The organism is Pseudogemmobacter sp. TB195, assembly GCF_058313095.1.
Map to the genome: position 1 here is coordinate 22,032 of NZ_JBZEGG010000004.1, position 26,152 is coordinate 48,183.

Annotated in this window: 25 protein-coding genes and 1 pseudogene; 12 read left to right on the forward strand and 14 right to left on the reverse strand. The window is 61.6% G+C overall.

Features of this window, described 5'->3' with window-relative positions; all coding sequences use genetic code 11:
• The first annotated feature begins 104 nt into the window (after window positions 1-104).
• Entirely contained in the window at window positions 105-2,453 is a 2,349-nt protein-coding gene (locus AC4FS3_RS05850) for a hybrid sensor histidine kinase/response regulator (RefSeq protein WP_491019743.1), read from the forward strand.
• Window positions 2,454-2,489: 36 nt separating this feature from the next.
• On the opposite strand, the gene AC4FS3_RS05855 is transcribed toward AC4FS3_RS05850, so the two are convergent.
• Window positions 2,490-3,095, reverse strand: a complete 606-nt coding sequence (locus tag AC4FS3_RS05855) for a hypothetical protein (RefSeq protein WP_491019744.1) — start codon at window positions 3,093-3,095, stop codon at window positions 2,490-2,492.
• Window positions 3,096-3,341: 246 nt separating this feature from the next.
• Here AC4FS3_RS05855 and recA point away from each other — a divergent pair, with 246 nt between their 5' ends.
• Window positions 3,342-4,412: a recombinase RecA gene (gene recA / locus AC4FS3_RS05860; protein WP_198838730.1), complete on the forward strand. Its 1,071-nt coding sequence runs from the start codon at window positions 3,342-3,344 to the stop codon at window positions 4,410-4,412.
• Window positions 4,413-5,369: 957 nt separating this feature from the next.
• On the opposite strand, the gene AC4FS3_RS05865 is transcribed toward recA, so the two are convergent.
• The 3 genes and pseudogenes from AC4FS3_RS05865 to AC4FS3_RS05875 all read right to left on the reverse strand — a co-directional run bounded on the left by AC4FS3_RS05865 (window position 5,370) and on the right by AC4FS3_RS05875 (window position 7,541).
• Window positions 5,370-5,591 (reverse strand): hypothetical protein, encoded by a 222-nt coding sequence (locus AC4FS3_RS05865; protein ID WP_491019745.1) that lies wholly within the window; start codon window positions 5,589-5,591, stop codon window positions 5,370-5,372.
• Between the two features lie 658 nt (window positions 5,592-6,249).
• Window positions 6,250-7,289: pseudogene (locus tag AC4FS3_RS05870) on the reverse strand (IS481 family transposase); the annotation flags it as partial.
• Between the two features lie 36 nt (window positions 7,290-7,325).
• A complete protein-coding gene (locus tag AC4FS3_RS05875) occupies window positions 7,326-7,541 on the reverse strand; it encodes a hypothetical protein (protein WP_491019746.1) in 216 nt (71 codons plus the stop codon).
• Between the two features lie 447 nt (window positions 7,542-7,988).
• On the opposite strand from AC4FS3_RS05875, the gene alaS reads away from it, so the two are divergent.
• From alaS to AC4FS3_RS05890, 3 genes are all read left to right on the forward strand, one after another.
• Window positions 7,989-10,646 (forward strand): alanine--tRNA ligase, encoded by a 2,658-nt coding sequence (alaS, locus tag AC4FS3_RS05880; RefSeq protein WP_491019747.1) that lies wholly within the window; start codon window positions 7,989-7,991, stop codon window positions 10,644-10,646.
• Window positions 10,647-10,649: 3 nt separating this feature from the next.
• Window positions 10,650-10,940 carry a DUF1330 domain-containing protein gene (locus tag AC4FS3_RS05885; protein WP_283177923.1) on the forward strand — a complete coding sequence of 97 codons (291 nt, stop codon included), beginning with the start codon at window positions 10,650-10,652 and terminating at the stop codon, window positions 10,938-10,940.
• 141 nt (window positions 10,941-11,081) lie between these two features.
• On the forward strand, window positions 11,082-11,876 hold the full coding sequence (locus tag AC4FS3_RS05890; protein ID WP_491019748.1) for a class II glutamine amidotransferase: 795 nt from the start codon (window positions 11,082-11,084) through the stop codon (window positions 11,874-11,876).
• A gap of 96 nt (window positions 11,877-11,972) precedes the next feature.
• Here the strand turns inward: AC4FS3_RS05890 and AC4FS3_RS05895 are convergent, their stop codons facing one another.
• The gene (locus AC4FS3_RS05895) at window positions 11,973-13,475 is read right to left on the reverse strand and encodes a CoA-acylating methylmalonate-semialdehyde dehydrogenase (RefSeq protein WP_491019749.1); all 1,503 of its coding nucleotides are present in this window, start codon (window positions 13,473-13,475) and stop codon (window positions 11,973-11,975) included.
• A 123-nt stretch (window positions 13,476-13,598) separates the two neighbouring features.
• Between AC4FS3_RS05895 and AC4FS3_RS05900 the strand changes: the two genes are divergently transcribed.
• The 3 genes from AC4FS3_RS05900 (at window position 13,599) to coaD (ending at window position 15,620) form a co-directional block, all read left to right on the forward strand.
• Entirely contained in the window at window positions 13,599-14,522 is a 924-nt protein-coding gene (locus tag AC4FS3_RS05900; protein ID WP_491019750.1) for a LysR family transcriptional regulator, read from the forward strand.
• A gap of 60 nt (window positions 14,523-14,582) precedes the next feature.
• Entirely contained in the window at window positions 14,583-15,014 is a 432-nt protein-coding gene (locus AC4FS3_RS05905; RefSeq protein WP_283177927.1) for a CBS domain-containing protein, read from the forward strand.
• Window positions 15,015-15,128: 114 nt separating this feature from the next.
• Entirely contained in the window at window positions 15,129-15,620 is a 492-nt protein-coding gene (gene coaD, locus AC4FS3_RS05910) for a pantetheine-phosphate adenylyltransferase (RefSeq protein ID WP_283177928.1), read from the forward strand.
• Window positions 15,621-15,707: 87 nt separating this feature from the next.
• Here the strand turns inward: coaD and gap (AC4FS3_RS05915) are convergent, their stop codons facing one another.
• The 3 genes from gap (AC4FS3_RS05915) to gap (AC4FS3_RS05925) all read right to left on the reverse strand — a co-directional run bounded on the left by gap (AC4FS3_RS05915) (window position 15,708) and on the right by gap (AC4FS3_RS05925) (window position 18,025).
• Window positions 15,708-16,709, reverse strand: coding sequence for a type I glyceraldehyde-3-phosphate dehydrogenase (gap, locus tag AC4FS3_RS05915; RefSeq protein ID WP_491019751.1), 1,002 nt, complete (start codon window positions 16,707-16,709; stop codon window positions 15,708-15,710).
• Between the two features lie 132 nt (window positions 16,710-16,841).
• Window positions 16,842-16,985 (reverse strand): hypothetical protein, encoded by a 144-nt coding sequence (locus AC4FS3_RS05920; protein WP_092897589.1) that lies wholly within the window; start codon window positions 16,983-16,985, stop codon window positions 16,842-16,844.
• 38 nt (window positions 16,986-17,023) lie between these two features.
• A complete protein-coding gene (gene gap / locus AC4FS3_RS05925) occupies window positions 17,024-18,025 on the reverse strand; it encodes a type I glyceraldehyde-3-phosphate dehydrogenase (RefSeq protein WP_198838739.1) in 1,002 nt (333 codons plus the stop codon).
• Between the two features lie 248 nt (window positions 18,026-18,273).
• On the opposite strand from gap (AC4FS3_RS05925), the gene AC4FS3_RS05930 reads away from it, so the two are divergent.
• On the forward strand, window positions 18,274-19,245 hold the full coding sequence (locus tag AC4FS3_RS05930) for a DUF808 domain-containing protein (RefSeq protein ID WP_491019752.1): 972 nt from the start codon (window positions 18,274-18,276) through the stop codon (window positions 19,243-19,245).
• 77 nt (window positions 19,246-19,322) lie between these two features.
• Here the strand turns inward: AC4FS3_RS05930 and rarD are convergent, their stop codons facing one another.
• The 4 genes from rarD to AC4FS3_RS05950 all read right to left on the reverse strand — a co-directional run bounded on the left by rarD (window position 19,323) and on the right by AC4FS3_RS05950 (window position 21,882).
• Complete coding sequence (gene rarD / locus AC4FS3_RS05935) at window positions 19,323-20,255, reverse strand: EamA family transporter RarD (protein WP_491019753.1); 933 nt, start codon at window positions 20,253-20,255, stop codon at window positions 19,323-19,325.
• Between the two features lie 94 nt (window positions 20,256-20,349).
• Window positions 20,350-20,784 carry a cupin domain-containing protein gene (locus AC4FS3_RS05940; RefSeq protein WP_491019754.1) on the reverse strand — a complete coding sequence of 145 codons (435 nt, stop codon included), beginning with the start codon at window positions 20,782-20,784 and terminating at the stop codon, window positions 20,350-20,352.
• 10 nt (window positions 20,785-20,794) lie between these two features.
• Complete coding sequence (locus AC4FS3_RS05945) at window positions 20,795-21,340, reverse strand: pseudouridine synthase (protein WP_491019897.1); 546 nt, start codon at window positions 21,338-21,340, stop codon at window positions 20,795-20,797.
• A gap of 179 nt (window positions 21,341-21,519) precedes the next feature.
• The gene (locus AC4FS3_RS05950) at window positions 21,520-21,882 is read right to left on the reverse strand and encodes a HesB/IscA family protein (RefSeq protein WP_491019755.1); all 363 of its coding nucleotides are present in this window, start codon (window positions 21,880-21,882) and stop codon (window positions 21,520-21,522) included.
• Window positions 21,883-21,974: 92 nt separating this feature from the next.
• On the opposite strand from AC4FS3_RS05950, the gene AC4FS3_RS05955 reads away from it, so the two are divergent.
• The gene (locus AC4FS3_RS05955) at window positions 21,975-23,174 is read left to right on the forward strand and encodes a deoxyguanosinetriphosphate triphosphohydrolase (RefSeq protein ID WP_491019898.1); all 1,200 of its coding nucleotides are present in this window, start codon (window positions 21,975-21,977) and stop codon (window positions 23,172-23,174) included.
• A 105-nt stretch (window positions 23,175-23,279) separates the two neighbouring features.
• On the opposite strand, the gene AC4FS3_RS05960 is transcribed toward AC4FS3_RS05955, so the two are convergent.
• Window positions 23,280-23,747: a disulfide bond formation protein B gene (locus tag AC4FS3_RS05960; RefSeq protein ID WP_491019756.1), complete on the reverse strand. Its 468-nt coding sequence runs from the start codon at window positions 23,745-23,747 to the stop codon at window positions 23,280-23,282.
• Between the two features lie 226 nt (window positions 23,748-23,973).
• Here AC4FS3_RS05960 and ypfJ point away from each other — a divergent pair, with 226 nt between their 5' ends.
• Complete coding sequence (gene ypfJ, locus AC4FS3_RS05965) at window positions 23,974-24,843, forward strand: KPN_02809 family neutral zinc metallopeptidase (RefSeq protein WP_491019757.1); 870 nt, start codon at window positions 23,974-23,976, stop codon at window positions 24,841-24,843.
• Window positions 24,844-25,410: 567 nt separating this feature from the next.
• Window positions 25,411-25,542 (forward strand): hypothetical protein, encoded by a 132-nt coding sequence (locus AC4FS3_RS05970; RefSeq protein ID WP_255532626.1) that lies wholly within the window; start codon window positions 25,411-25,413, stop codon window positions 25,540-25,542.
• Window positions 25,543-25,912: 370 nt separating this feature from the next.
• On the opposite strand, the gene AC4FS3_RS05975 is transcribed toward AC4FS3_RS05970, so the two are convergent.
• Window positions 25,913-26,110, reverse strand: coding sequence for a hypothetical protein (locus AC4FS3_RS05975; RefSeq protein ID WP_491019758.1), 198 nt, complete (start codon window positions 26,108-26,110; stop codon window positions 25,913-25,915).
• Between the last annotated feature and the right edge of the window lie 42 nt (window positions 26,111-26,152).

The window sequence follows — 26,152 nt, forward strand, 5'->3', positions numbered from 1 at the left end:
AAAGGTGGTGCCAGGGTGGCAACCTGCCCGGAAAGTGGCGCGCGCGTCATCGAGGTTAAGACGACGTTAACGAATTCCGGTCTTTGCTCGCCAGGTGCAATGGCGTGGAAGCGGAGGAATGGGTGCAATCTCCGGGGTATGAAGGCGGCGGGATCCTGAACGGCGCACGCAGCCTTGCGGTTCGTGCCGGCTGGCTGGTTGCGGTCGCCGCCGTGTGCCTTGCACTGGCGATCTTGGTGGGGGAAAGCGGCTTCCGCTTTACGCTCGCGGTGACAGGGCTGGCGCTTTTGCTGCTGACCTGCGTGCTCTGGGCGATGGCGCGGATCGCGCGGCGCGAGGAAGAGCAGATGAATGCACGGCTGTCCCTGCTGATCGGCGAGGATGTAGCCCCCTGTTTTTCCACTGATATCATGGGGCAGATCCTGTTTCGCAACAGCGCCGCGATTGCGCGTTTCGGCGAACAGACCCCGGCGACCCTCGCGGCACACCTGCATGAACAGATCGCCTCGCCTTCGGCGGTCATGTACCGGCTGCAATCGCGGGCAGCCCAACATGGCGGCGTGCATGAGGATATCGTGACCCGGCGGGGGCATTTGCGGCTCTCGGTCCATCGGATTGCCAGTGATAAATTCCTGTGGCGGATCGAGGAATTCGAAGATCGCAGCCCCGCCGGGCGCGGTGCCGAGGGGCTGAGCCTGCCGATGGTGGTCGCAAACCGCGCCGGAGTGGTGCTGTTTTCCAACGAGGCGATGCGCCGGGTGCTGGGCGAGCGCCCCAAACGGCTGGACCGTATCTTCCTGCAACCGAAGGTGACCAGCGGCGAAGAGGTCGAGGTTGCAACGGCCACCGGCTCGATGCGTGCCATCGTGGCCGAGCTGGACGGGCCGGGAGACCGGCGCGAGATATTCCTGCTTCCCGCGCCCGCGCAGCGCGAAGAAGACACGGTGCAGGTCGATTTCGAGAACGTGCCGGTCGCGCTGATGAAATTCGGCCTTGACGGGGGGCTGCGGCTGGCGAACCGGGCGGCGCGCGATCTCCTTGGCGAACGCTCGGTCGAGACGATGACCCTGCATGATTTGTTCGAGGATCTCGGCCGTCCTGTGAATGACTGGCTGGCCGATGTGATCGAACAGCGACTGCCGGCCGGGGCCGAGATGTTGCGGCTGCGCGGCAGTTCAGGCAGCTCATCGGGCGCCGGGGACGAAGAAAATTTCGTTCAGGTCCAGCTGAGCCGGTTCGTTGAAAAGGGCAGGGCGCAGGCGCTCGCGATCCTCTCGGATGTGACGGCGCTGAAGAAGATGGAGGCACAGTTTGATCAAAGCCAGAAAATGCAGGCGATCGGCCAGCTCACCGGCGGTATTGCGCATGATTTCAACAATTTACTGACTGCGATCTCCGGCCATTGCGATCTGCTTTTGCTCCGCCACGGCCATGAGGACACCGATTTCTCGGACCTGGAACAGATCCGCCAGAATGCCAATCGCGCCGCGGCACTCGTCAGCCAGCTGCTGGCCTTTTCGCGCAAACAGACGCTGAAGCCAGAGCGGCTCGACCTTTCGGATGTGCTGAGTGAGGTCGCGCATCTCCTGAACCGGCTGGTCGGCGAGCGCATCACGCTGAGCCTGAAAAACGACCCCGATCTGGGTGAGGTGCGGGCCGACAGGCGGCGGCTGGAACAGGTGCTCATGAACCTCGTCGTCAATGCGCGCGATGCGATGTCCGGCAAGGGCACGATCCTGATCGAGACCGAAGATATCAGCCTCTCGCAGCCGGTCAGCCGTGACGGCGCGACGGTTCCGGCAGGTCGCTGGGCGGTGATCCGGGTCACAGACAGCGGCTGCGGCATCCCGCCCGACCGGATCGGCAAGATTTTTGAGCCCTTCTTCACCACCAAACGCCCGGGCGAGGGCACCGGGCTCGGCCTCTCGACGGTTTACGGCATCGTCAAACAATCCGGCGGCTATGTCTTTGTCGACAGCGCGCCGGATCAGGGCACCACATTCGAGATTCTGTTCCCCGTCCGCGAGGGCCAGACCGCCGGGGAAATCCAGGCCGAGGAACCCGTGCGCCCGCTGATGCTGCGCAATGGCGCCGGTGTTGTGCTGCTGGTCGAGGATGAGGCGGCGGTACGCGCTTTCGCTAGTCGTGCGCTGAAGCTGCGCGGCTATACCGTTATCGAGGCTGCCAATGCCGAAGAAGCGCTGGATCTTTTGCAGGATCCTTCTCTGGTCGTCGATATTTTCGTGACCGATGTGGTGATGCCTGGCCTCGACGGCCCGACCTGGGTGAAGCGCGCGCTGGAGGACCGCCCCGATGCGAGGGTGGTCTTCGTTTCGGGCTATACCGAAGATCACCTCGCGGCCGATCAGTCACAGATCCCGAACTCGGTTTTCCTGCCGAAACCGTTCTCGCTCAATGATCTGACGGCAACGGTACAGGGGCAGCTGCATTGACACTGGCCGGACCGGATCAATGGCCCGGTGCAGGGGTCAGGCCTGTTCGGGATGTTTCAGCGTCTCATAAAGCGCAAAATCGGCGCTGGCGACCCGATGCAGCAGCGCTTCGGTTTCCGGCGTCAGATGGGTTTCCCCGGGAGGAGAAACATTCACATGCGGCAAGATGATTTCACAGCCAAGGCGGTCTTCGAGAAAATCGATAAAGACATCAATTTCATCATAGCGGAACAGCCGGTCGACACCCTGACCCTGACGCGGGCGCAGGAATTTCTCCTGCGCGCCGACATCGGCAAAGGCGGGGCGAGGATCGCAGCACCAGGCCCGCACGAAATCGTCGAAGCTCATGCCTTTGGTCGATTTCACCGGATCGGTCTGATCCTCGCGCGATCGGAACCGGTACCAGGAATTCAGCCAGTCCCTCGGCTCGCGCATCAGCGCCACAACCGTCCAGCCGGTCTTTGATGTGGCCTCGAGATAGGGGCCGACAAAGCGGCGATAGCGATGGACGGTGGTATGTTTCAGCACCGGCGGGCGCTGGACCGAGACCGAGGCAAGCGATTCGAGCGCCGTTGCAAGCGAGGTCGAGCCGGTCTTTGGCGTGGCGAGCAGAACGAGCTTTTGGTCCCAGAATACCAGCACCTGCGGATACCTCTTCGGTTTTTGGCGGCTTTTTCGCTTCTAGCGCGGATTGGGGCGCTGAAAACAGCCTCGCGGGGCAAAATTCCCCTTCCGTTGTAAACCGGACATTAAGCTTTACGCGATCAGGATCGTTTAAAGAAATGTGTTGATATTTTCCCTGTTTGTTCTCATAAGCGACAAGAACAAATAATAAACATGCCTCGGGATTGCCGCTCCGGCGCGGCTGTGAAATAAAGGAAAAAAGCCATGGCGACAGCCAGTCTGCTGGACTTCGGGAGCAAGAAAGACATGGATAAGCAAAAGGCGCTGGAAAGCGCCCTCCAGCAGATCGAGCGGCAATTCGGCAAGGGCTCGATCATGAAGCTCGGCGCCGACAGCCCGGCGATGGAGATCGAGGCGACCTCGACCGGCTCGCTGGGGCTGGATATCGCGCTTGGGATCGGTGGGCTGCCGAAAGGGCGGATCGTCGAGATCTACGGGCCGGAAAGCTCGGGCAAGACTACGCTGACCCTGCATGCGGTTGCGGAAGAGCAGAAAAAGGGCGGCGTCTGTGCCTTTGTGGACGCCGAACACGCGCTGGACCCGAGCTATGCCAAAAAGCTTGGCGTCAATCTTGATGAACTCCTGATCTCGCAGCCCGATACCGGCGAGCAGGCGCTTGAAATTGTTGATACCCTGGTGCGCTCGGGCGCGGTTTCGATGATCGTGGTCGACTCGGTCGCCGCGCTGACGCCGAAGGCAGAGCTTGAGGGCGATATGGGCGATGCGACCGTCGGCGCCCAGGCCCGCCTGATGAGCCAGGCGATGCGCAAACTCACCGCCTCGATCGGCAAATCGAACTGCATGGTGATTTTCATCAACCAGATCCGCATGAAGATTGGCGTGATGTTCGGCTCGCCCGAGACCACCACCGGCGGCAATGCGCTGAAATTCTACGCTTCTGTCCGGCTCGACATCCGCCGCATCGGCGCGATCAAGGACCGCGAAGAGGTGGTTGGCAACTCGACCCGCGTGAAAGTGGTCAAGAACAAGGTCGCGCCGCCGTTCAAGCAGGTCGAATTCGACATCATGTATGGCGAAGGGATCTCGAAAACCGGTGAGCTGGTGGATATCGGCGTCAAGGCCGGCGTGGTCGAGAAGTCGGGCGCCTGGTATTCTTACGGCGATGAGCGGATCGGCCAGGGGCGTGAAAATGCCAAAACCTTCCTGAAGAACAATCCGGCCACCGCCCATGCGATTGAAGAAAAGATCCGGGCGGCCAATGGGCTTGATTTTCACATGTCCCCCGAGGAAAGCGTTGTCGAGGACGACGCCTGATCCGGCACCTGCCTGGATTTGAGATCTGGGCCTGAGATGGCGGCCGCAGATCGGGTCCGGACCTGGTCATAAGTACATTGCCGGAAGCTCCGCTTCTCAGCTGCTGCCGGTTTGCCGGACACGAAGACAAGATCGTGACCGGCAAACCGCAGCGTGCTTATGACGAGCCGGAAGTCAGGTCTTGAGCTCAGGATCGGCGCGGTCAGGCTGGCACAGCGGGCGGTATCGCTGAGGCTCAGACCGGGCCCGCCCTCGATATGAGCGCGCGGCAGCAGTGGAGGAAAGTGCTGGCAGCGAGGTCTGATGCAGCATTTTCCGGAAACGGGCGGTTGCGGGAAAATCTGGCCAGGAATTGGGTTCTGAAGTCTGGCTGCGCCATTGATACGGGCAGATATGCGATGGCCCGGCTGCGTGGGGAATTTGACACGCCTCGAAAGAATGCGGGTTGGGTTCCACCGGTCAGGGCAACAGCTCCGCCCGTGGTATCAGCCGGTGTCTTGTAGCCTGGGATCTTTCGGGGCTGTGTCTTCAGGCTCAGAGCCACTGCACAGGGATCGTCGCGGGGCAGGCCTGAAAGGCCCATGCCGCCCCTCCGTAAATATTGCCGAAGGGGCCGCTGATGGTCTCGTTGCTGCCGCACTGACAGGGAGTTTGCGGGTCGCAGAAACAGGCTCCAACATCTGTTGCCAGAAGCGAGGTTGAGATTAAGCGACGGAGGAATGCCACCCCTGCTCGGCTTTCCGAGATCAGGGACGCCATCAATCCCTGTGGCAAGCGACCGACCTGGCGCACCAGTGCCTCGACGACACTGCCTGGGACCGTACTGCTGACCCGCACAAGCATGACAAAGCGGGACGGGAGCTCGACCCGCGTGGCGAAGTCGCTGCAGCGCGCGCCACTGCGCAGGTCGCCCTCTCGGTAACCTGGCACGGCACGGCCCGCAATTCTGGCCGCTCATTACCGGATCGACACCGCGCCGATGATTTCCTCCCGGATCTGTCCTCTGATTTTCCCCGAGTTACTGGCAATCTTGCCCCTGCACATGACACTGTGGCTGCGCAGAGGCGCAAGAAGCTCCGTCTTCAGCGCACCGCCGGCCTCGACGGCGAGGCTTCGGCAGATGGCCTTGTGAGGCAGATGCAGATCGCTCCTGCCGGGATACGTGACCCCCTCAGCCAACTCTTGGCCTGCTGCAGGGACCAGCGGCTCGCGAGCCTGGCTGTGACGATGCCGAAGAGGGCGGGCTCAGTCACGAACAGACAGGGCCTCGGGCCTCGGGCGCCGGGGGCTCTTGCGATCCGCGCCCGAGGCCGGGGGCGGCCGATACCGCCGTCGGTCCCCGTTCATGGATCCCTGGCGGCGTCGCAACGGGGTGCCGATCGCCATAACGCCTGCGATCTCCTCCCGTTTCGGCGATGTCTGGCAAGCAGGCCCACCGGATCCGGGCTGCGGGGGAAATCCCTCCTTAGGCGACCCGGCCCCCGAAACCCGACACGGCAGGCTTGCCAGGTGCGCACCCGATATCGGTGAGGGTCTCACCGGCCTTCCACCGCTGCCACAGCACGACAGTCTGTTTGATCCATATTCCCCGACATACTGGCCGCGCCATCGATCCACCGCGCCAGAGCATCAGAAGACGCGTTATCTTGCTCTGACCGGTCGAACCCACCTTGGCTTTCGCCGGACTATCCTGCTCCTCCGTGATCCGCGCCAGATCTCATTTGCGCCGGCGGATCGCATCTGCTTGCGCATCGAGCTGTCGGATAACCGTCGCAGGCCGCGAGAATTGCTTTTCCCAGGTGTGAAACGACCTTGCGCTGATGCCAGATCTCAAGTTGTTCAGTCCCGGCATCTGGTGGATCGGGTTTAGGATGAATCTGTCAGGCTCTGATGTCCAGATCTTGCTGATGTATTCGAATGGGGTGAGGCCGCTGAGTGTCTTTGGCCTTCGAGCGAAGTTGTAGGCTGCCATGAAGTCCGTCAGATGTGCTCGCAGCTGGTCATGGCTGTCGTAGTAAAACGCTTCACGGTGGCCTCCTTGATCGTGCGGTTCATCCGTTCGACTTGTCCGTTGGTCCATGGGTGGTTGGGCTTGGTCAGCCTGTGCTCAATCCCGTTTGCCTCACAAATCATGTCGAAGCGCATCGGCCGGGAATAGATGGTGTTCCGGTTGCGAGGCTGCTCTGCGAACTGAATGCCGCTGTCGGTGAGAATGGTGTGAACCTGATAAGGCACGGCTTCGAGCATGTGCTGAAGGAATTCCCAGGCTGTCTTCCTGTCAGCTTTATCGACGGGTTGGGTCACGGCGAACTTGCTCGTGCGGTCGATGCCGACGAACAAATATAGCCATTCGTAGGTAAAACGCTCCACTGGAGCGTTTTCTGACCCTCCTCATACTTCAGCGGTCTGCACCTCAGCGATGTCGATGTGGAAGAAGCCGATCGGGTAGCGTTTGAACTTCGACTGCTTCGGCTTGTCGCCCTCCATATCAGGCAGGCGCGAGATGCCGTGGCGCTGCAGGCAGCGGCGCAGCGCGGATCGGATCTGATCGGATGGGGAATGGATGGCTGCAGGGCGTAAAGGCAGTCATCCAATGGCAGCAGCGTATGGCGCCGGAATGCTACGGCCATTGCTTCTTCCGCCTCGGTTAGGACAGTGGATCGTGGCTCCGAAGGCCCCGTCTTCATATCCTCGACGCTCGCCCGCTTGCGCCCCTTCGCAACGGTCTTGGGATTGATGCCCAACTCACGGCTCAACTGCGCGAGCCCTCAGACCCGCCCTTGAACCCATGGCGGGCAGGTCTTCGACTTGCGATCGCTGTATTGCTGCTCTGACGGCGTGCGTGGTCGTGGCGCTGCCATGACGAATTTGTCCCATAGGGCGTCCTTCCATTCCAGCGAAAGAATCGCACCATCAAACCGTGGGATCAAACAGATACCGCGACAGAACCGGCATAGGGTCGAACGCAGACTGATAAGCGGCCAGTCTGGCCTCAAGACAGGCGGCCCACATGGACCGCACAGGTTTTACCGACAGGACGGATCCGATCTGCGCCGTCCCCTCATCATCCTGCCAGCCAAAGCCCGGCTGTTGCGACGGCGGGGTAAGCCCGCCGAATTTACGAGCCATGAGGTTAAACGGCGAGGTTCAGCGGCTGATTTGCGAGAGCGGGATCATCAGCCAGATGGGACGCGCGGGAAACCTCTTCGAACGGGCCACGAGCTTTCCGCTGCCCCGCGTACCCTTGGCTGACACGGCATTGAAGAGCTTCTTCGCAACGCTGAAGACTGAATGGGCGGCCAGCAGGCTCTGACAAACCCGCAAGGAAGCGCGTGCTCAAAACTGCTAAATCGTTGTACGCATCGGCAAACCGCGCAGACGACATCCGGGCCGGTCGCCCCGGTGCGAGGGAGTATAAGGCCCCTGATATGCCAGCTTAACCTGATGTCCAGGACACCGGCGCCTGCTCACTTCCGGCCTTTTTTCGGTCCCGACGCATCCCACCGTGGACAGGGGGGGAAGGCGCCGTTACATGGAAGGCCGAAAACTGATCATCCTCCATGAAGAGGCCCGGCTATGGCGTCGCTGAATGACATCCGCACCACCTATCTCGACTTCTTTAAGAAGAACGGGCACCGCGTTGTGGAAAGCTCGCCGCTGGTGCCGCGCAACGACCCGACGCTGATGTTCACCAATTCGGGCATGGTGCAGTTCAAAAACCTGTTCACCGGCACCGAACATCGCGATTACAAGCGCGCCACCACCGCGCAGAAATGCGTGCGCGCCGGCGGGAAACACAATGATCTCGACAATGTCGGCTATACCGCGCGCCACCATACCTTCTTTGAAATGCTGGGGAATTTCTCCTTTGGCGATTATTTCAAGGATCAGGCCATTGCCTTCGCCTGGGAGCTGCTGACCAAAGATTTCGGCCTCGCGAAAGACAAGTTGCTGGTCACGATCTACCATACCGATGACGAAGCTGCGACGATCTGGAAGAAGGTCTCGGGCCTGTCGGATGACCGCATCATCCGCATCGCGTCGGATGATAATTTCTGGCGCATGGGGCCAACCGGCCCCTGCGGCCCCTGCACCGAGATTTTCTACGACCATGGCCCCTCGATCTGGGGTGGACCGCCCGGCTCGGCCGATGAGGATGGCGATCGTTTCATCGAGATCTGGAACAACGTTTTCATGCAAAACGAGCAGTTCGAGGATGGCACGATGCGTCCGCTCGACATGCAGTCGATCGATACCGGCATGGGGCTGGAACGGATCGGCGCGCTGTTGCAGGGCAAGCACGACAATTATGACACCGATCTGATGCGCTCGCTGATCGAGGCTTCGGCGCATGTGACTTCGTCGGATCCCGATGGCACCGGCAAGGTACATCACCGGGTGATCGCAGACCACCTGCGCTCGGTCTCCTTCCTGATCGCCGATGGTGTTATGCCGTCGAATGAGGGCCGCGGCTATGTGCTGCGCCGTATCCTGCGACGCGCGGCGCGTCATGCGCATATGCTGGGCGCCAAGGATCCGGTGATGCATCGCCTCGTGCCGGCGCTCGTGCGGCAAATGGGGGCGGCCTATCCGGAACTGACCCGCGCCCAGAGCCTGATCGAGGAAACGCTGAAGCTGGAAGAGACCAAATTCGGCCAGACCCTGGATCGCGGCCTGAAGCTGCTGGACGAAGAACTCGGCCGCATCCCCGAAGGCGCGGATCTGCCCGGGGGCGCCGCGTTTAAGCTTTACGACACCTATGGCTTCCCGCTTGACCTGACCCAGGACGCGCTGCGCGAGATGGGGCGCAATGTCGATGTCGCCGGTTTCGAGGCCGCCATGGCCGAACAGCGCCAGAAAGCGCGCGCCGCCTGGTCCGGCACCGGCGAGGCCAAGGATGCGAAGATCTGGTTCGAACTCGCTGAATCGAAAGGCGTAACCGAGTTTCTCGGCTATGAGACCGAGGCCGCCGAAGCTGTCGTTCAGGCGCTGGTGCGCGATGGCGCCGAGATCGGCGCGGCACAAACCGGTGAAAGCGTGCAGGTCGTCGTCAACCAGACCCCGTTTTACGCTGAAAGCGGCGGCCAGGTCGGCGATACCGGCTTCATCCGCACCGATACCGGTGTGGTCGAGGTGACGGATACCAAAAAGGCCGCCGGCATCTTCATTCATATCGGCAAGGTGGTCGAGGGCGGCATCTCGCGGGGGCAGCCTGCGCGGCTGGAGGTTTCGCATATCCGCCGTTCGGCGATCCGCGCCAACCATTCCGCAACTCACCTGCTGCATGAGGCGCTGCGCGCGGCCCTTGGCGATCACGTGGCGCAGAAGGGCTCGCTCAATGCGCCCGACCGGCTGCGGTTTGACTTTTCGCATGGCCAGGGTCTGACCGCTGCCGAACTGGCGCAGGTCGAGGCCGAGGTGAATGACTATATCCGCCAGAACAGCGCCGTTGAAACCCGGATCATGACGCCGGATGACGCGCGCGGCATCGGGGCCCAGGCGCTCTTTGGCGAAAAATATGGCGATGAGGTCCGCGTCGTTTCGATGGGCCAGCTTCCAGCCTCAGGCAAGGGGGCTGATGGGGCGACCTATAGCCTCGAGCTTTGCGGCGGTACGCATGTCAAACGCACCGGCGATATCGGCGCCTTCGTACTGCTTGGCGATTCCGCGTCTTCGGCTGGTGTGCGCCGGATCGAAGCGCTGACCGGCGAAGCAGCACTGCAACATCTGCGCGCCCAGGAGCAGCGCCTCGCAGAGGTCGCCTCGGTTCTGAAAGCACCGGTCGCTGAGGTGGTGGAAAGAGTGCGCGCGCTGGCCGAAGAGCGCAGGACCCTTGCGAATGAAATCGCCACCCTGCGGCGCGAGCTTGCGATGGGTGGCGGCGGCAGTGCCGGGCCAGAGGCCAAAGAAATCAACGGTGTGAAGCTGATTGCTCAGGTGCTGAAAGGCGTTTCCGGCAAGGATCTTCCGGCGCTGATCGATGAGATGAAAGCCCGGATCGGTTCTGGCGCGGTGCTGCTGATCGCCGATACCGGCGCGAAACCGGCGGTGGCGGCGGGCGTGACCCAGGATCTGACCGGCAAAGTCTCGGCGGTGGACCTCGTCAAGGCGGCGGCAGCGGCGCTTGGCGGCAAAGGCGGCGGCGGTCGCCCGGATATGGCGCAGGCCGGCGGCAATGATATCGCCGGTGCCGAGGCTGCGATCAGGGCGGCCGAAGCCGTGCTGGGGAGCTGAGCCATGCCAGCAGCCTATTGGATCGCCCATGTCCATGTGACCGATGCCGAAGCCTATGCGCGCTATGCCAAAGGCGCGACCATAGCCATCGAGGCGCATGGCGGCAGCTTCCTCGCACGGGGGGGGCGCTATGTGCAGCTCGAAGGCAATGACCGTTCGCGCAATGTGCTGGCGCGCTTCCCCGATCTCGAAACGGCGGTCGCCTGCTACAATTCGCCCGAATATCAGGCCGCGCTGGATCATGCCCGTGGTGCTGCGGTCCGTGATCTCGTCGTGGTTGAAGCGGCAGAGTAGCCGCAGCATCTCCAGGCAATTCTTTGCTTTGGTAATCTTTCGTGAACGGCCCGGGGCTTATCATGCCCCGGGCCTTTCGCTATTCTGGCTAAAAATGGCAGCGTGGGGCAATAACCCGCGATCGGGCAGAGGACAGTGATCATGTGTCGTTGGGCGGCCTATACGGGCGAGCCGATTTTCCTGGAAGATATCGTTTCACGCCCTGGTCATTCGCTGATCCATCAAAGCCATGGCGCCACCCAATGCCGCACCGCGATAAATGCCGACGGGTTCGGGATCGCCTGGTATGGGGATCGGCCTGAACCCGGGCTTTACCGCGATGTCATGCCCGCCTGGTCGGATCCGAACCTGAAAAGCCTCACCGCCCAGGTGAAATCGGGCCTTTTCCTTGCCCATGTCCGCGCCTCGACCGGCACCGCCACCAGCCGCAACAATTGCCACCCCTTCACCGCCGGGCGGTGGAGCTTCATGCATAACGGCCAGGTCGGCGGTTATGACGCCTTTCGCCGCGATGCTGAAATGCTGATCCCCGACACGCTTTACGCGCAGCGCAAAGGCGCAACCGACAGCGAGGCGCTCTTCCTCGTCGCCCTTGCCGATGGCCTCGAAACCGATCCGCGCACAGCCCTTGAACGCGCCTGCGCCCGGTTCATTTCCCTCGCCCGTCGCAAAGGCGCAGCGCCCTTTCTCAGGATGACCGCCGCGCTGTCAGATGGCGAAACGCTTTATGCGGTGCGCTATGCCAGCGACGACATGGCGCCCTCGCTCTGGTATCGCTGGTCCGACAGCCGCAAAGGCATGGCCGTGGTCTCCGAGCCGCTCGAGGCCGGAGAGGGTGACTGGACCGAAGTGCCGGCCAATTCCTTCTGCACCTTCAGTGCGGTCGATGTCAGAACTCAGTCCTTCATGCCCTGCAGTCTCAAAGAGGCTGCATAGAAAAAGGGCACCCGGAACAGGTGCCCATTTCCTCCTGACAGAAATACGCCACGGGGGCGTGGGGGTGTGAAACCCCCACCTCCGCCGCCAGCCTGATCAGTCCAGCGCCCTGAAGTTCAGCGAGGCACCTTCCTTGATCCCCGAGAACCAGCGCGCCGTCACCGTCTTCGTCTTGGTGTAAAAGCGCAGTGCATCCGGGCCATATTGGTTCAGGTCACCGAAGGACGACTTCTTCCAGCCGCCAAAGGTGTAGTAGCTCAGCGGCACCGGGATCGGGAAGTTCACGCCCACCATCCCGACATTGACCCGGCTTGCAAAGTCACGCGCCGTGTCGCCATCGGCGGTAAAGATCGCCGTGCCATTGCCATATTCATTGTCGATTACCAGTTGCAGCGCGTCCTCATAGGTCTCGGCGCGCACCTGGGTCAGCACCGGCCCGAAGATCTCCTGCTTGTAGATCTCCATATCGCGGGTCGCATGGTCAAAGAGCGATGGTCCGACGAAGAAGCCGTTCTCATAGCCCTGCAAGCTGAAATTCCGGCCATCGACGACCAGTTTCGCGCCCTGTTCAACACCGGAATCGATCAGGCCACGGATCCGCTGCGCCGAGGCCGAGGTGATCACCGGTCCGAAATCAACATCATCACCGGCGGTATAGGGGCCGACTTTCAGCTTTTCGATGCGCGGCACCAGCTTTTCGATCAGCGCATCGGCGGTTTCCTTGCCCACCGGCACCGCGACCGAGATCGCCATGCAGCGTTCGCCCGCCGCGCCGAAACCAGCCCCGATCAGGGCATCTGCCGCCTTGTCGAGATCGGCATCCGGCATGATGACCATATGGTTCTTCGCGCCGCCAAAGCACTGCGCGCGTTTCCCGTTGGTGGCAGCCCGGCCATAGATATATTGCGCGATCGGGGTCGAACCAACGAAGCCGACCGCCTGGATCACCTCGTGATCAAGGATAGCATCGACGATTTCCTTGTCACCGTTCACCACCTGCAACACGCCATCCGGCAGGCCTGCTTCTTTCAACAGTTCCGCAAGATAGAGCGCGGTCGAGGGGCAGCGCTCGGACGGTTTCAGGATCATCGCATTGCCCGCGACCAGCGCCGGAGCCATTTTCCACAGCGGGATCATCGCGGGGAAGTTGAAAGGCGTGATGCCTGCGACAACGCCAAGCGCCTGACGCATCGAATAAATATCGATCCCCGGGCCGGCACTGTCGGTATATTCGCCCTTCAGAAGCGCAGGCGCGCCCATGCAGACCTCGACGACTTCCAGACCGCGCTGCACATCGCCTTTCGCATCAGGAATGGTCTTGCCATGCTCGCGTGACACCAGCTCTGCGAGCTTTTCCATGTCGCGGTTGATGAGCGCCGCAAAGGCCATCATCACACGGGCGCGGCGCTGCGGGTTGACCGCCTGCCATTTCAGCTGCGCTGCAGCCGCCGACTGGATGGCGGCGTCAAGCTCTGCCGGCGTGGCCAGCGCAAGGCGCGCCTGGACTTCGCCGGTGGCGGGGTTGAAGACATCAGTGAAGCGGCCCGACGTGCCCTTCACCAGCTTGCCGTCGATCCAGTGACCAATCTCAGCGACCATGGCAGAACCTCCCATATGGAATTGCATATACCGCTTTTACCCTTGCGAATTCGCGGATCAAAGCGCCAATAGACCAAAGGCGTTTTGCATTTTCGCAAAAGGGTGCGGCTAGGCGGGGACGGAATGGATTGGGACGATCTGCGGATTTTTCTGGAAGTTGCGCGCCATGAAAGCCTGTCGGGCGCGGGCAAGCGGCTTAAGATCGATGCGGCGACGGTCGGGCGGCGGGTGCAGCGCTTTGAAGAGGCGCTTGGCCAGCGGCTGTTTGCCCGCAGCCCCCAGGGCTATCAGCTGAGCCCGGCAGGTGAGCGTCTTTTGCCGGCGGCCGAACGTGCCGAGGCCGCGATGCTGGCGGCAGGCGAGGCGCTGAGCGGTGACCGGCCGGGGCAGGGGCTGACCGGGCTGATCCGGCTTGGCGCCCCCGATGGCTGCGCCAATTACCTCTTGCCGCCGGTGATCGCGCGGATCTGCGACCAGAATCCGGGGCTTGAGGTGCAGCTGGTGGCGCTGCCGCGCGTCTTTAACCTTTCGAAGCGAGAGGCCGATATGGCGATCGGCGTCTCGCGGCCTGAAACCGGGCGGCTCACGGTACAGAAGCTGACCGATTACCGGCTGGTGCTGGCGGCCTCTGACGCCTGGCTCGCGCGCAACCCCGAGCCGCAGGATCTGGCCGATCTGCGCGATCTGCGATTCGTCGGCTATATCCCGGATCTGATTTTCGACAAGGAACTGGACTACCTGGCCGAGCTTGGTGCGCCCCAGGTGGCTATTTCATCTAACTCGGTCTCGGTGCAGCTGAATTTTTTGCGACAGGGGGTGGGAATCGGCATTGTTCATGATTTCGCCCTGCCGGCCGCGCCTGAACTCAGGCAGCTCCTGCCCGATAAGGTAGGGCTGACCCGGTCGTTCTGGCTGATCCGTCACGCCGATGACGGGCGGGTTCAGCGGTTGAACCGCTTTGCGCAAAGCCTTGTGCGCGAGACAAAGGTCGAGATGGCCAGGCATGAAAAGACTGTTCCGCCCGGTGGTTACGGCCACGGGGCTTGACAGAATCCCTGGGCTCAAAGACCCTTCCTCTGACAGACGCGGGAAAGTGAGGAACAGCCCATGCTTGTCAGCCAGATCCTTAAGACAAAACCGGCAGGGGTGATCACGATTGCCCCCGAGGCCACTGTTGCCGAAGCTGCCGCATTGCTGTCCGAGAAACGGATCGGGGCGATCATCGTCTCATCCGACGGCAAGACGGCCCTCGGGATTCTCTCCGAGCGCGATATCGTCCGCGAGCTCGGGCGCACCGGCGTGACCTGCCTTTCGGCAAAGGTCACCGAGCTGATGACGTCAAAGCTCGTCTCCTGCACCAGCGGCGATCTGAATATGGATATCCTGAAAACCATGACCGATGGCCGGTTCCGCCATATGCCGGTGATCGAAAATGGCGAAATGCTGGCGATCATCACCCTGGGCGATGTGGTGAAGGCACGGTTGCAGGAGCTGAGCGCCGAGAAGGATGCCCTTGAAGGCATGATCATGGGTCATTGACCGGCAGTGTCGACTGCGCCGGCTTTTGCTGCGCTGCGGCGGTTTTGATCTTGCGCAGGCGCAGGCAATATTGTTGCGTGCGCCTGCAGCGGAGGGATCAGGGAGGATTTACCCATGCGCATCGGCCTTTATCCGGGCACCTTTGATCCGGTAACGCTTGGGCATACCGATATTATCCGGCGGGCTATGGTGCTGGTTGACCGGCTGGTGATTGGCGTGGCGATCAACCGGGACAAGGGCCCCTTGTTCAGCCTTGATGACCGGGTTGCGATGCTGCGCGCTGAATGTGCCGCGATCACTGAGATCACCGGCGGTGAGATTCTGGTGCACCCGTTCGAGAATCTGCTGATCGACTGCGCCCGCGACGTGGGGGCGAATGTGATCGTGCGCGGGCTCAGGGCAGTGGCGGATTTCGAATATGAATTCCAGATGGTCGGGATGAACCGGGCGCTCGACGATTCTGTCGAGACGGTCTTCCTGATGGCCGATGCGCGCCGCCAGGCGATTGCTTCAAAACTGGTGAAAGAAATCGCAAGACTGGGCGGCGATGTGAGCCGCTTCGTGCCGGCCCCGGTCGCCACGGCCCTGAAAGCGAAATACGGCTGAACAAGGGGCCGATTTCTTCAAAGAAATCGGCGCGGATTTTTTGAAAAATCCGCGCCCCTGGTCGAGGTCGCTCTGCCCAGTCAGGGATCAGATCAGCTTACCCATCACGACGGCGGTATCGGCCATCCGGTTCGAGAAGCCCCATTCATTGTCATACCAGCTCAGGACCGAAACCATGGTTCCGTCCATTACCTTGGTCTGGTCGATATGGAAGATCGACGAATGGGGGTCATGGTTGAAGTCTGACGAGACATTCTTGAACTTCGTATAGCCCAGGATGCCTTTCAGCGGGCCGTCTGCGGCCGCGATGATTGCATCATTGATCTCTTCCACCGTAGTTGCGCGCTTCGCGATGAATTTCAGATCCACGACCGAGACATTCGGGGTCGGCACGCGGATCGCGAAGCCATCAAGCTTGCCCTTCAGCTCGGGCAGCACCAGACCCACGGCCTTTGCCGCACCGGTCGAGGTCGGGATCATCGAGAGCGCTGCCGCGCGGGCTCGGTAGAGATCCTTATGCATCGTGTCCAGCGTCGGCTGGTCGCCGGTATAGGAGTGGATCGTCGTCATCATGCCTTTTTCGATGCCGATGGCGTCATGCAGCACTTTTGCGACCGGCGAGAGGCAGTTGGTGGTGCAGCTCGCGTTCGAGACGATCAGGTCTTCGGCAGTCAGCGTATTGTCATTCACGCCGAAGACGATGGTCTTGTCAGCATTCTCGCCCGGGGCCGAGATCAGCACACGTTTTGATCCGTTTTCCAGATGGGCCTGGCATTTCTCTTTCGAGGTGAAGATGCCGGTGCATTCCAGCACGACATCGACATCCGACCAGGGCAGTTCGGCCGGATTGCGCAGTGCGGTCACCCTGATGGGGCCGCGACCGACATCGATCCAGTCCGGACCGGTGGTCACTTCGGCCGGGAAACGGCCATGAACCGAGTCGAAGCGCAGCAGATGCGCATTGGTCTCGACAGGGCCGAGATCGTTCAGCGCCACGACTTCGATGTCGGTACGTCCCGATTCGATGATCGCGCGCAGGATATTGCGCCCGATACGACCGAACCCATTGATTGCAACCTTGACAGCCATGACCTTCCTCCGGTGCTGCGGTGTCTTTTGCGCTTTCAAAGCTGAGAGCGCCCTCATGCCGGCGCGATGGTGCCGGACTGCTAGCGCTAACAACCGCAGAACGCGCGGAAATGCAATCGAATCCTGCCAGCATCAGCGCCAGAATTGAACCCAGTCGACAAGATGGAGGAATTTTTTCGCCAGAAACATCAGGATCTGCCCCTGAGTGAGGAGCAGATCCAGCCCGATTGCCACAGCAAGCGTCAAAGCGATGTAGAGAGCGACACGATCCGTCACGCGAAATCCCCGGGTTTGGCCGGGGAGAGCGCCCGGTCTCAGCCTGCGAGCCGCCCCATAGCGCCGGCCACATCGGCCATGCGGCAGGAGAAGCCCCATTCATTGTCATACCATGCCAGAACGCGGACGGAACGGCCAACCACTCGCGTCTGATCCGGTGCGAAGATCGACGATTGCGGGGTATGGTTGAAGTCGATCGAGACCTTGGGCTCGGGGTCATAGGCCATGACCATGCCCATATAGCCATTGGCGGCCTCGCGCACGATCTGGTTCACCTCGTCCGCGGTGACCGATTTCGCGGCGATGAAGGTCAGATCCACCGCCGAGACATTCGGGGTCGGCACCCGAATGGCCGAGCCATCGAGCTTGCCTTTCAGCTCGGGCAGGACTTCGCCAAGTGCTTTCGCGGCGCCGGTCGAGGTCGGGATCATCGCCATCGCTGCCGAGCGTGCGCGGTAGAGGTCGGAATGGCGGCGGTCCAGCGTCGGCTGATCGCCGGTATAGGAATGGATCGTGGTCATGATGCCCGATTCAATCCCGATCGTGTCATTCAGCACCTTGGCCAGCGGCGCAAGACAGTTCGTGGTGCAGGACCCGTTCGAAACGACCAGATGCTCCGGGAGCAGCGACCGGTGATTGACGCCGTAAACAACCGTCAGATCGGCGTTCTTGGCCGGCGCCGAGATCAGCACCCGTTTCGCGCCGCGCCCGAGATGGACGGCGGCCTTACTGCGGTCATTGAAATTGCCGGTGCATTCCAGAACGACGTCAACGCCCTCCCAGTCGAGCTCTTCCGGGTTGTAGGTCGACATCACGCGGATCGGCCCGCGCCCGAGATCCAGCGCGCCCCCCTCAACCTTAACAGTGCCGGGGAAACGCCCATGAACCGAGTCGTATTTCAGGAGATGCGCATTGGTCTCGATGGGCCCGGTCGCATTGATTGCCACGACCTGCACATCATTGCGGTTCGATTCCGCGATATGGGCGAGGGTGCAGCGGCCGATGCGGCCAAATCCGTTGATACCGACTGTGATGGTCATATCCTGTGTCTCCGCTGCACGAATTTATCCCGGGTCTCAGGCTGGTTAGCGCTGCCCCGCAGCTTTTCAAAGCATAAAAGATACGTATTTTCATTGTGTTAGCGCAAACCCAGACTGTTTGCGCTAGCGCTTGCGGTAACAGTTGCGGGCCCGGGCAGCAAGAAGGCGCCAGGGCCGGCATAACTCCCCCTTGCTTTGGCCGGGTGATTCCCTGTCATTGTGCAGAGAGGCGCTGATACGGGTGAGACATGAGTGGTTTGCTGGCTTTGCTGGATGATGTCGCGGCGATTGCCAAAGTGGCGGCTGCATCGGTCGACGATATTACGGCGGCGGCCGCTAAGGCAGGGGCCAAAGCCGCAGGCGTGGTGATCGACGATGCCGCGGTGACGCCGAAATATGTGACCGGGTTCAGGCCGGAACGCGAGCTTCCGATCATCTGGCGGATCGCGCTCGGATCGATGCGCAACAAACTGCTGGTCCTGTTGCCGGTCCTGCTGGCGCTGGAGGCGTTCCTGCCCGTGGCGATCACGCCGCTGCTGATGCTGGGGGGCGCCTATCTGTGTTTTGAAGGGGCGGAAAAACTGTTCCATGCGCTGTTCCCGCATGGGGATGCGGCGGAAGCTGATCACGCGGCAGGGAATGAGACGCAGCTTGAGGAGGCGAAGGTCGCAGGGGCGATCAAGACCGATTTCATCCTTTCGGCCGAGATCATGACCATCGCGCTTTCGGTGATCGACAGCCCGGATTTCTGGATGAAGGCTGTGGTTCTTGCAGTGGTGGGCGCGCTGATTACGGTGGCGGTTTACGGCGCGGTGGCGCTGATCGTGAAGATGGATGATATCGGGCTGCATCTGGCGGCGACCGGGCGGATTGGCGTGACCAGGGCCTTTGGGCGCGGGCTGGTCAAGGGAATGCCGGTACTGCTTGGGGTGCTTTCAGTGGTGGGAACGGCCGCGATGCTCTGGGTCGGGGGCAATATCGTCGTGCATGGGCTCGAGGTGACGCATCTCTGGGCCTGGCCCTATGAGACCATCCACCATATTGCAGCCTCTGCGGCATCAGCTGTTTCCCGGGCGGCAGGGCTGGTGGAATGGCTGGTGACGGCGGCGCTTGATGGCGTGGTCGGCCTGATTGTCGGGACGCTGCTGATCCCGGTGGCGACAAGGGGGATCGCGCCGCTCTGGCGCCTTGTCAGCGGCAAGGAGGGATCTGCTCCTTGAGACTTCGACAACCGGGCGCTGGCGAAATCTGCACAGATTTCGCGCCGGAGCCTTGGAAAGGCTCCGGGCCGGAGTTTTCAAAACTCCGGCTTTGCGCCTGTCCGGCGGAGCATCGAGAGAGAATAGATCACCAGCCCCAGCCAGATGAAGCCGAAAGCGATCAGTTTTTGCCGGCTGAACGGCTCGTCAAAGACAAAAACCGCGGTCAGGAAGATCATCGTCGGCGCGATATATTGCATGATCGCGATGGTCGTCAGCCGCAGCTTCTTGGCACCATTGGCATAGAGGATCAGCGGCCCTGCGGTCACCAGCCCCAGCAGGAACAACATCGCGCTCTGCCAGCCCGGCCCGTGCAGGAACTGCATCTCATCCGATGTGGCCAGCCAGCCGATCACTGCCAGCGCCGGAAGCAACAGCACCATCACCTCCAGGGTGAAGCCCTGGTTCGGACCGATCGGCAGGCTCTTCTTAAAATAGGCGTAAAAGCCCCAGGTCAGCGTCAGGGCCAGCGCGAGGACTGGCAGACGCCCGGCCTCGAGGGTCAGAATCGCGACCCCGATGAAGGCCGCAAGAATTGCGAGCCATTGCACGCCGCGCAACCGCTCGCCCAGCAACACGGCGCCCAGCAGGATCGAGAAGAGCGGGTTGATGTAATAACCAAGCGCCGCATCCAGCGCCCGCCCGGAGGTGATCGCATAGACATAGAACCCCCAGTTGACCGAGATCAGCCCTGCCGTCACCAGCGTCATCCCGAGCATCGCCGGATTGCATAAAGCCGCCTTCAGATCTGCAGTCCGGCGCGTCAGGGCAAGGATCAGCAGCGCGACCGGCAGCGCCCAGATCACCCGATGTGCCACCACTTCAAGCGGCGAGACATGATCCAGCGCCTTCATATAAAGCGGCAAAAAGCCCCAGAGCAGATAGGCGGAAAGCGCGTAGAGGAACCCGGAGAGGCTGTCCCCTTCCTGCGAACCGGCGGGCTGTGGTTTGGGGGAGGGGCTGTGTTCCATGGGGCCGGTTTATCCAGGGGCGCCCCTGGCGGCGAGGGCGCATCTTGTAATGGATACAAGATTTGCCATGACCGGCCAGCGGGGGATGCCTAATTTACGTCCGGGCTGGCTCAACAGGCAGGCTCCAGCCCGCCGGGGCCAGCTCATAGCCCTCGAACCGAAAGCCCGGGCTGACCGTGCAGGACAGAAGCGTCCAGTCGCCGGTGCTCACGGCTTCCTGCCACCAGCCGGCGGGCACGATCATCTGACAGTGCTGCCCCGCGAGGATATCTGGCCCGAGCGTGTAATGCCGCGCCGCGCGGTCCCCCATTGCGAGATCGAGGGGCGCGCCCGCATGCCAGTGCCAGATTTCATCGGCATCGACCCGGTGCCAGTGGCTTCTCTCGCCCGCCTGAAGCAGGAAGAGGATCGAGGTGCCGCTGGCGCGCCCCTCGCGGGTCGGGCCGCGCCAGGTCTCGCGATACCAGCCGCCCTCGGGATGCGGTCTCAGATCGAGATGGGCGATGATTTCTTGTGCAGCAGTGTTCACAAACTCCTCCTCACAAATCTCTCCATTGTCCCGGCGCAAGGCCTTTCAGTGTCCAGTCACCCACCCGCCAGCGGATCAGGCGCAGGGTTGGCAGGCCGACCGCCGCTGTCATGCGGCGCACCTGGCGGTTGCGGCCCTCGCGGATGGTCAGCTCGATCCAGGCATCGGGCACCGATTTCCGGACCCGGATCGGTGGCTCGCGCGGCCAGAGCCAGTCTGGCGCCGTCACCTGCCTGGCGCGGGCGGGCAGGGCAGGGCCGTCATTGAGCATGACACCCTGTTCCAGCGCCGCAAGCGCGGCTGCGTCGGGCGCCCCCTCGACCTGGGCGTAATAGGTCTTTTCGGTCTTGTGCTTTGGATCGGAGATCCGCGCCTGCAGCCGCCCGTCATCGGTCAGCACCACCAGCCCCTCGGAATCGCGATCCAGCCGGCCCGCCGGATAGACGCCGGGCTGGTTAAGCACCGCCGAGAGGGTCGGGCGGGGCGAAGGGCTCTTCAGATCGGTGAACTGGCAGAGCATATCGAAGGGTTTGTTCAGAAGGATGATGCGGGACATGGCGCCATAGTGCCATGCAGCCGTGACGCGGAAAAGCGGCTGTTGCATCGCACAGCGATGAGATGTGGGACTGACGCGAATATGAGGCAGCCGGGCTTATCCGGAGCAGGCCTGTTGCAACCTAAGCTCGCAACCACTGCCTGCCCGCGTCTCGGCCAGTTCGTTTCAGCCCTTAGGCGTCAGATCGAGAATGAGGTGCCGCAGCCGCAGGAGCTCGACGCATTCGGGTTCTCGATCACAAAACGCGCCCCGATCACCTCTTCGGTGAAGTCGATTACCGCATTTTGCAGGAACGGAAGCGAGACCGGATCAACCAGCACACGCTGGCCGTCTTTCTCGAACACCAGATCCTCGGGGCCGGCCTCGCCCAGCACGATCTCATATTGAAAGCCCGAACAGCCGCCGCCAAGCACGCCCACGCGCAAAGGCTGTGGCGCGCCGGTGATCTCGGCAATTTCGGCCAGCCGCGCGAACGCGCGGTCGGTGACGCGCGGCAGCGCATCGGCAAAAGGGGCGGCATCGGGGGGAAGCATAAGTTCCATGGCTGTTCCGGTATCTTTCAGCGCTTTCCGGGAATATAGGGGGCAGGGCCGCGCCGAACAAGCCGCCGCACTGAATTGGGAACCGGATCGTGATGCTTGCCGCTTTTGCCTGTCAGCCAGAAGAGTCGCATGGGAGGCTGTTCGATGAGGGAATGAGCACATTCCGCTCGCCCTTTCAGCGGGATCGCGACCGGATCATTCATTCCTCGGCTTTCCGCCGCCTCAAGCACAAGACACAGGTCTTTGTCGAACATGAGGGCGATTACTACCGCACCCGCCTGACCCATTCGATCGAGGTCGCACAGGTGGCGCGCACGATCTCGGCGGTGCTGGGGCTGAACACCGATCTCGCCGAGGCCATCGCGCTGGCGCATGATCTGGGTCATACGCCCTTTGGCCATACCGGCGAGGATGCGCTGGCGCGGCTGATGCAGCCCTATGGCGGCTTTGACCATAACGCCCAGGCGCTGCGCATCGTGACGCGGCTGGAACGTCACTATGCGGGCTTTGACGGCCTGAACCTGACCTGGGAGACGCTGGAAGGCATTGCGAAACACAATGGCCCGGTGATCGGCCCCAATGCCGATGACAAACACAAGCATGACCCCGACCACTTGCCCTATGCGCTGGACGAGGTGAACCGCGCCTGGGATCTGGAGCTTTCCACCCATGCCAGCGCCGAGGCCCAGGTCGCGGCCATTGCCGATGACGTGGCCTATTCGCATCACGACCTGCATGACGGGCTGCGCTCGGGGCTTTTCTCCGAAGATGACCTGATGGAGCTGCCGGTCGCCGGCCCCGCCTTCCGCAAGGTCGACGAGCTTTACCCGGGCCTTGACCGTATGCGCCGCCGCCATGAAGCGCTGCGCCGCGTCTTTGGCCGCATGGTCGAAGACGTGATCCATGTGGCGCAGAACCGGCTTGATGCCGCACAGCCGCAATCGGTGCACGAGATCCGCCATATGGGCACCACGATCATCCGCTTCTCAAAGCCGCTATACCAGGAGCTGAAAGCGGTGCGCAGCTTTCTCTTCCACCGGATGTATCGCGCGCCCTCGGTGATGGAGGTGCGGGCGCGGGTGACGGGTGTGATGGATGATCTCTTCCCGCTGTTCCTGAACCAGCCGGAGCTTTTGCCCGCTGAATGGCAGGAAGACATTCGCGAAGCCGGTCAGGATGAAACCACGCTTGCCCGCATTGTAGCGGATTATGTGGCAGGCATGACCGACCGTTTCGCAATCCAGGAACATGCGCGCCTCTTCAATTGCGCGCCGGTAACCGACGGGGCCTGATCGCCCCCGCAGGCCGGCCCCATTTCCCCTGATCAAAATACTCCCGCCGGAGGCATGCGCGCCCTGCAAGGCGCGGATCGCTCCCCGTTTATCCCACCCGTTCCTTCAGTCCCGGCGGCTGGCGCCAAAACCCCAGAACAGCGCCAGAACCAGCGAGACAATCGCATTCCAGCCCGCCATAGAGATCCCGAACAAAGACCATGGGATCGCATCGCAGCGTACCGGGGCAGGGGTCGCCGTAGCCGGGTTCATCAGATCAGACGCTGACAGTCCCGCGATCGACCCTTGCGTGCAGGTCGAGATATACTCCCACCAGCCCAGTTCGACACCCGCATGGAAAAGCCCGATCCCGGCAGTGCTCAGTGCCGCCGCAGCCCCCAGCCAGGGCCAAATCCGCCAGCCGGTCGCCAGCCAGAGCGCCAGAAACAGCACCGCAGCCGCATGCGGCCAGCGTTGCAGCAGGCACAAATGGCAGGGCGCCAGGCCGCCAATCAGCTGAAACCCAAAGGCCGCAGCCAGCATTGCGGCGGATCCGAGGCCCGCGATCAGGATTGCCGGTGTTTTCAGGATCATAGGGCGGGCTCCGATTCCCTGGCGATACGGCGTCACGTTTAGGCCCGGTGTGACGAAAGGGAAAGTAACGCCTTCGCGCGTCCACGATCAGCCCAGGATCAGCCGCAGTGCAGTCCAGCCGCCTGGGCCTTTCGACAGGGCTTTTCTGGCACAGCGGGGCAGGGTAGATTGCGACGGGTGCGAGGCTTCATCACTGACGGGGCCGCAGGACAGGGGAGCGTCCGCAATGCAATGGAAAGGCCGCCGCGGCAGCAACAATATCGAAGACCGCCGCGCCCAGGGCGGTGGCATCCGTACGGGCGGCGCGGCCGGGGTCGGGGGCCTTGGCCTTGTTGCGGTCTTCGTGATCGCGCTGGTGCTGGGCGTCGATCCAGGCCAGTTGCTGAACCAGGTCGGGCTGGATGCAGGCCAGGACAGCGGCCGCGCAGCTGAGCCACTGACCGCCCAGGACCAGGAGGCCGGCGAATTCGTCTCGGTCGTTTTGGCTGATACCGAGGTGATCTGGGCCGATCTGTTCCGCAGCCAGCTGAACAAAACCTATAAACCCGCGACGCTGGTGCTGTTTAAGGGAGGCACCCAGTCGCCCTGTGGCGGCGCCTCCGAGGCCACCGGGCCGTTCTATTGCCCGGCCGATCGCAAGGTCTATCTCGATACCGGTTTCTTCGTAACACTCGAAAAACAGCTTGGCGCGAAAGGCGATTTCGCTGCAGCCTATGTCGTGGCGCATGAGGTCGGCCACCATGTCCAGAACGAGCTCGGCATTCTCGGCCGGGCCAATACGCTGCGCAGCCAGCTGAGTACGACCGACTCGAACCAGGTCTCGGTGCTGATCGAGCTCCAGGCCGATTGTCTCTCCGGCGTCTGGGCGCATGAGGCTGCGGCGACGCTTGGCACCGTCGAGCGCGGCGACTTCGACGAGGCACTGAACGCCGCGCGCCAGATCGGGGATGATACGCTGCAAAAGAATGCCGGCCAGCGCCCGATGCCGCATACCTTCACCCATGGCAGTTCGGCCCAGCGTGCTCAGTGGTTCAACACCGGGCTGCGCGGCGGCAAGATCGGCGAATGCCTTAAACTGACAGATCAGGTTTTGTGAGTCTTGATATAACAGGCTGATTTCAAATGAAATTCTCTCGATCCTGTTTCACAGGCATTGGCCAAAGGATCGGGAACTCCCCTGGATTGAGCGGTATCTGAAAATCCCTCGATGCGGGGCAGTCGGAGACTGCCGCGATCGCGAATATGCCGCAAGACAGATTGCAGCGCTCTGTAAACCATCCGGTCGGTTCAGACGAATGATGTAAACGGGCTGCCTTGACGTCGCATGGCTGCTCCAACCGATGGCGCAACCATGTTGCCAGTTCGTAATACCCGGCGCGCCGAAGCGGTGAGTGGCCTCGTTCAGAACGTCGACACCGATTGGCGGGTGGACAACAGTATGTCATGACCATTTATGCCTAAGATCATTACCCGTTGGGCCAGGTTCGCAGAGCGGCATTCTCGTTTGTGAAAAAGTGGCAAAACAAGTAGATAAAGGCATAAATGCTGTTTGAAGTCACAACAGTTCCTTTAGTGAAACCGGCACGGCTCTACTATGTTTGTTACATAATACTGATTATACGACAAAGTCATGCTTAACCACTTTATATAATGGGATAAGTATATGCTGAAAGCCTTCAAGCTCGTCTTGCCGCTCGTGCGCAAGATGTTGATCCCCGCTCTTACCGCCTTTGGCGGTTTTCTCGTCGGGGTCTATCCCTCGGAAATCACCGCACTTTGCTCGCGGGTCGTCTGATATCGGCTCCTGTTTATGGTGATGCTCTCCGCTGGATCAAGCGCGAATGCCAGCGCGCTGACCTCTCGGGCTGCACTGGTGACGATTACATTCTTGATGCGATGATCGTATTCACCGCCGATCTTTTTTTTCAAATAAATCAGTGATGTGCAGCGCGATATTCAAAACCTGATGAAGGTTCGCCACTGATGGATCCAGCAATGATTTCTGCCGTTGGTAGCGTCATTGGTGGGCTTTCCGGCATTTTTGGCCGGATAAAAAAACCCGTCTCCACGCGACAACATTATGTCGCAAGTCGCTGGCTGGCGTGATGCGCTGCGACTCCCCATCCTGCACGTGCCATTCCAGGATCCGACGATGACGAAAGAGGCTATCGCAGAACGCTTGCGGCTGCAGAAGCGCTCGTTGATAGCCTGCAAGCAGGGATGCCGCCCAAAGCTGAAATGGGTTCATCGTCCCGCAATTCACGATGGTAGCGCAGGAGGGATCGCGAATGCGTCCCCACATGTCGACACACGATGCTCGCCCCCTGCCCGCCATAGCGCGCGCTCCCGGCCCCATCCGACACCAGTCCTGCGAAGAACGCGGCGAGCGCCAGGCAGCATTACTT

Coding starts and splice junctions, on each gene's coding strand:
- AC4FS3_RS05970 (WP_255532626.1), top strand. CDS start 25,411: ATGCTGAAAGCCTTCAAGCTCGTCTTGCCGCTCGTGCGCAAGATGTTG.
- recA (WP_198838730.1), top strand. CDS start 3,342: ATGGCGACAGCCAGTCTGCTGGACTTCGGGAGCAAGAAAGACATGGAT.
- AC4FS3_RS05930 (WP_491019752.1), top strand. CDS start 18,274: ATGAGTGGTTTGCTGGCTTTGCTGGATGATGTCGCGGCGATTGCCAAA.
- rarD (WP_491019753.1), bottom strand. CDS start 20,255: ATGGAACACAGCCCCTCCCCCAAACCACAGCCCGCCGGTTCGCAGGAA.
- AC4FS3_RS05875 (WP_491019746.1), bottom strand. CDS start 7,541: ATGGCTCGTAAATTCGGCGGGCTTACCCCGCCGTCGCAACAGCCGGGC.
- AC4FS3_RS05895 (WP_491019749.1), bottom strand. CDS start 13,475: ATGGTCGCTGAGATTGGTCACTGGATCGACGGCAAGCTGGTGAAGGGC.
- AC4FS3_RS05900 (WP_491019750.1), top strand. CDS start 13,599: ATGGATTGGGACGATCTGCGGATTTTTCTGGAAGTTGCGCGCCATGAA.
- AC4FS3_RS05905 (WP_283177927.1), top strand. CDS start 14,583: ATGCTTGTCAGCCAGATCCTTAAGACAAAACCGGCAGGGGTGATCACG.
- gap (WP_198838739.1), bottom strand. CDS start 18,025: ATGACCATCACAGTCGGTATCAACGGATTTGGCCGCATCGGCCGCTGC.
- AC4FS3_RS05955 (WP_491019898.1), top strand. CDS start 21,975: ATGCTTGCCGCTTTTGCCTGTCAGCCAGAAGAGTCGCATGGGAGGCTG.
- gap (WP_491019751.1), bottom strand. CDS start 16,709: ATGGCTGTCAAGGTTGCAATCAATGGGTTCGGTCGTATCGGGCGCAAT.
- AC4FS3_RS05950 (WP_491019755.1), bottom strand. CDS start 21,882: ATGGAACTTATGCTTCCCCCCGATGCCGCCCCTTTTGCCGATGCGCTG.
- AC4FS3_RS05890 (WP_491019748.1), top strand. CDS start 11,082: ATGTGTCGTTGGGCGGCCTATACGGGCGAGCCGATTTTCCTGGAAGAT.
- alaS (WP_491019747.1), top strand. CDS start 7,989: ATGGCGTCGCTGAATGACATCCGCACCACCTATCTCGACTTCTTTAAG.
- coaD (WP_283177928.1), top strand. CDS start 15,129: ATGCGCATCGGCCTTTATCCGGGCACCTTTGATCCGGTAACGCTTGGG.
- AC4FS3_RS05945 (WP_491019897.1), bottom strand. CDS start 21,340: ATGTCCCGCATCATCCTTCTGAACAAACCCTTCGATATGCTCTGCCAG.
- ypfJ (WP_491019757.1), top strand. CDS start 23,974: ATGCAATGGAAAGGCCGCCGCGGCAGCAACAATATCGAAGACCGCCGC.
- AC4FS3_RS05885 (WP_283177923.1), top strand. CDS start 10,650: ATGCCAGCAGCCTATTGGATCGCCCATGTCCATGTGACCGATGCCGAA.
- AC4FS3_RS05960 (WP_491019756.1), bottom strand. CDS start 23,747: ATGATCCTGAAAACACCGGCAATCCTGATCGCGGGCCTCGGATCCGCC.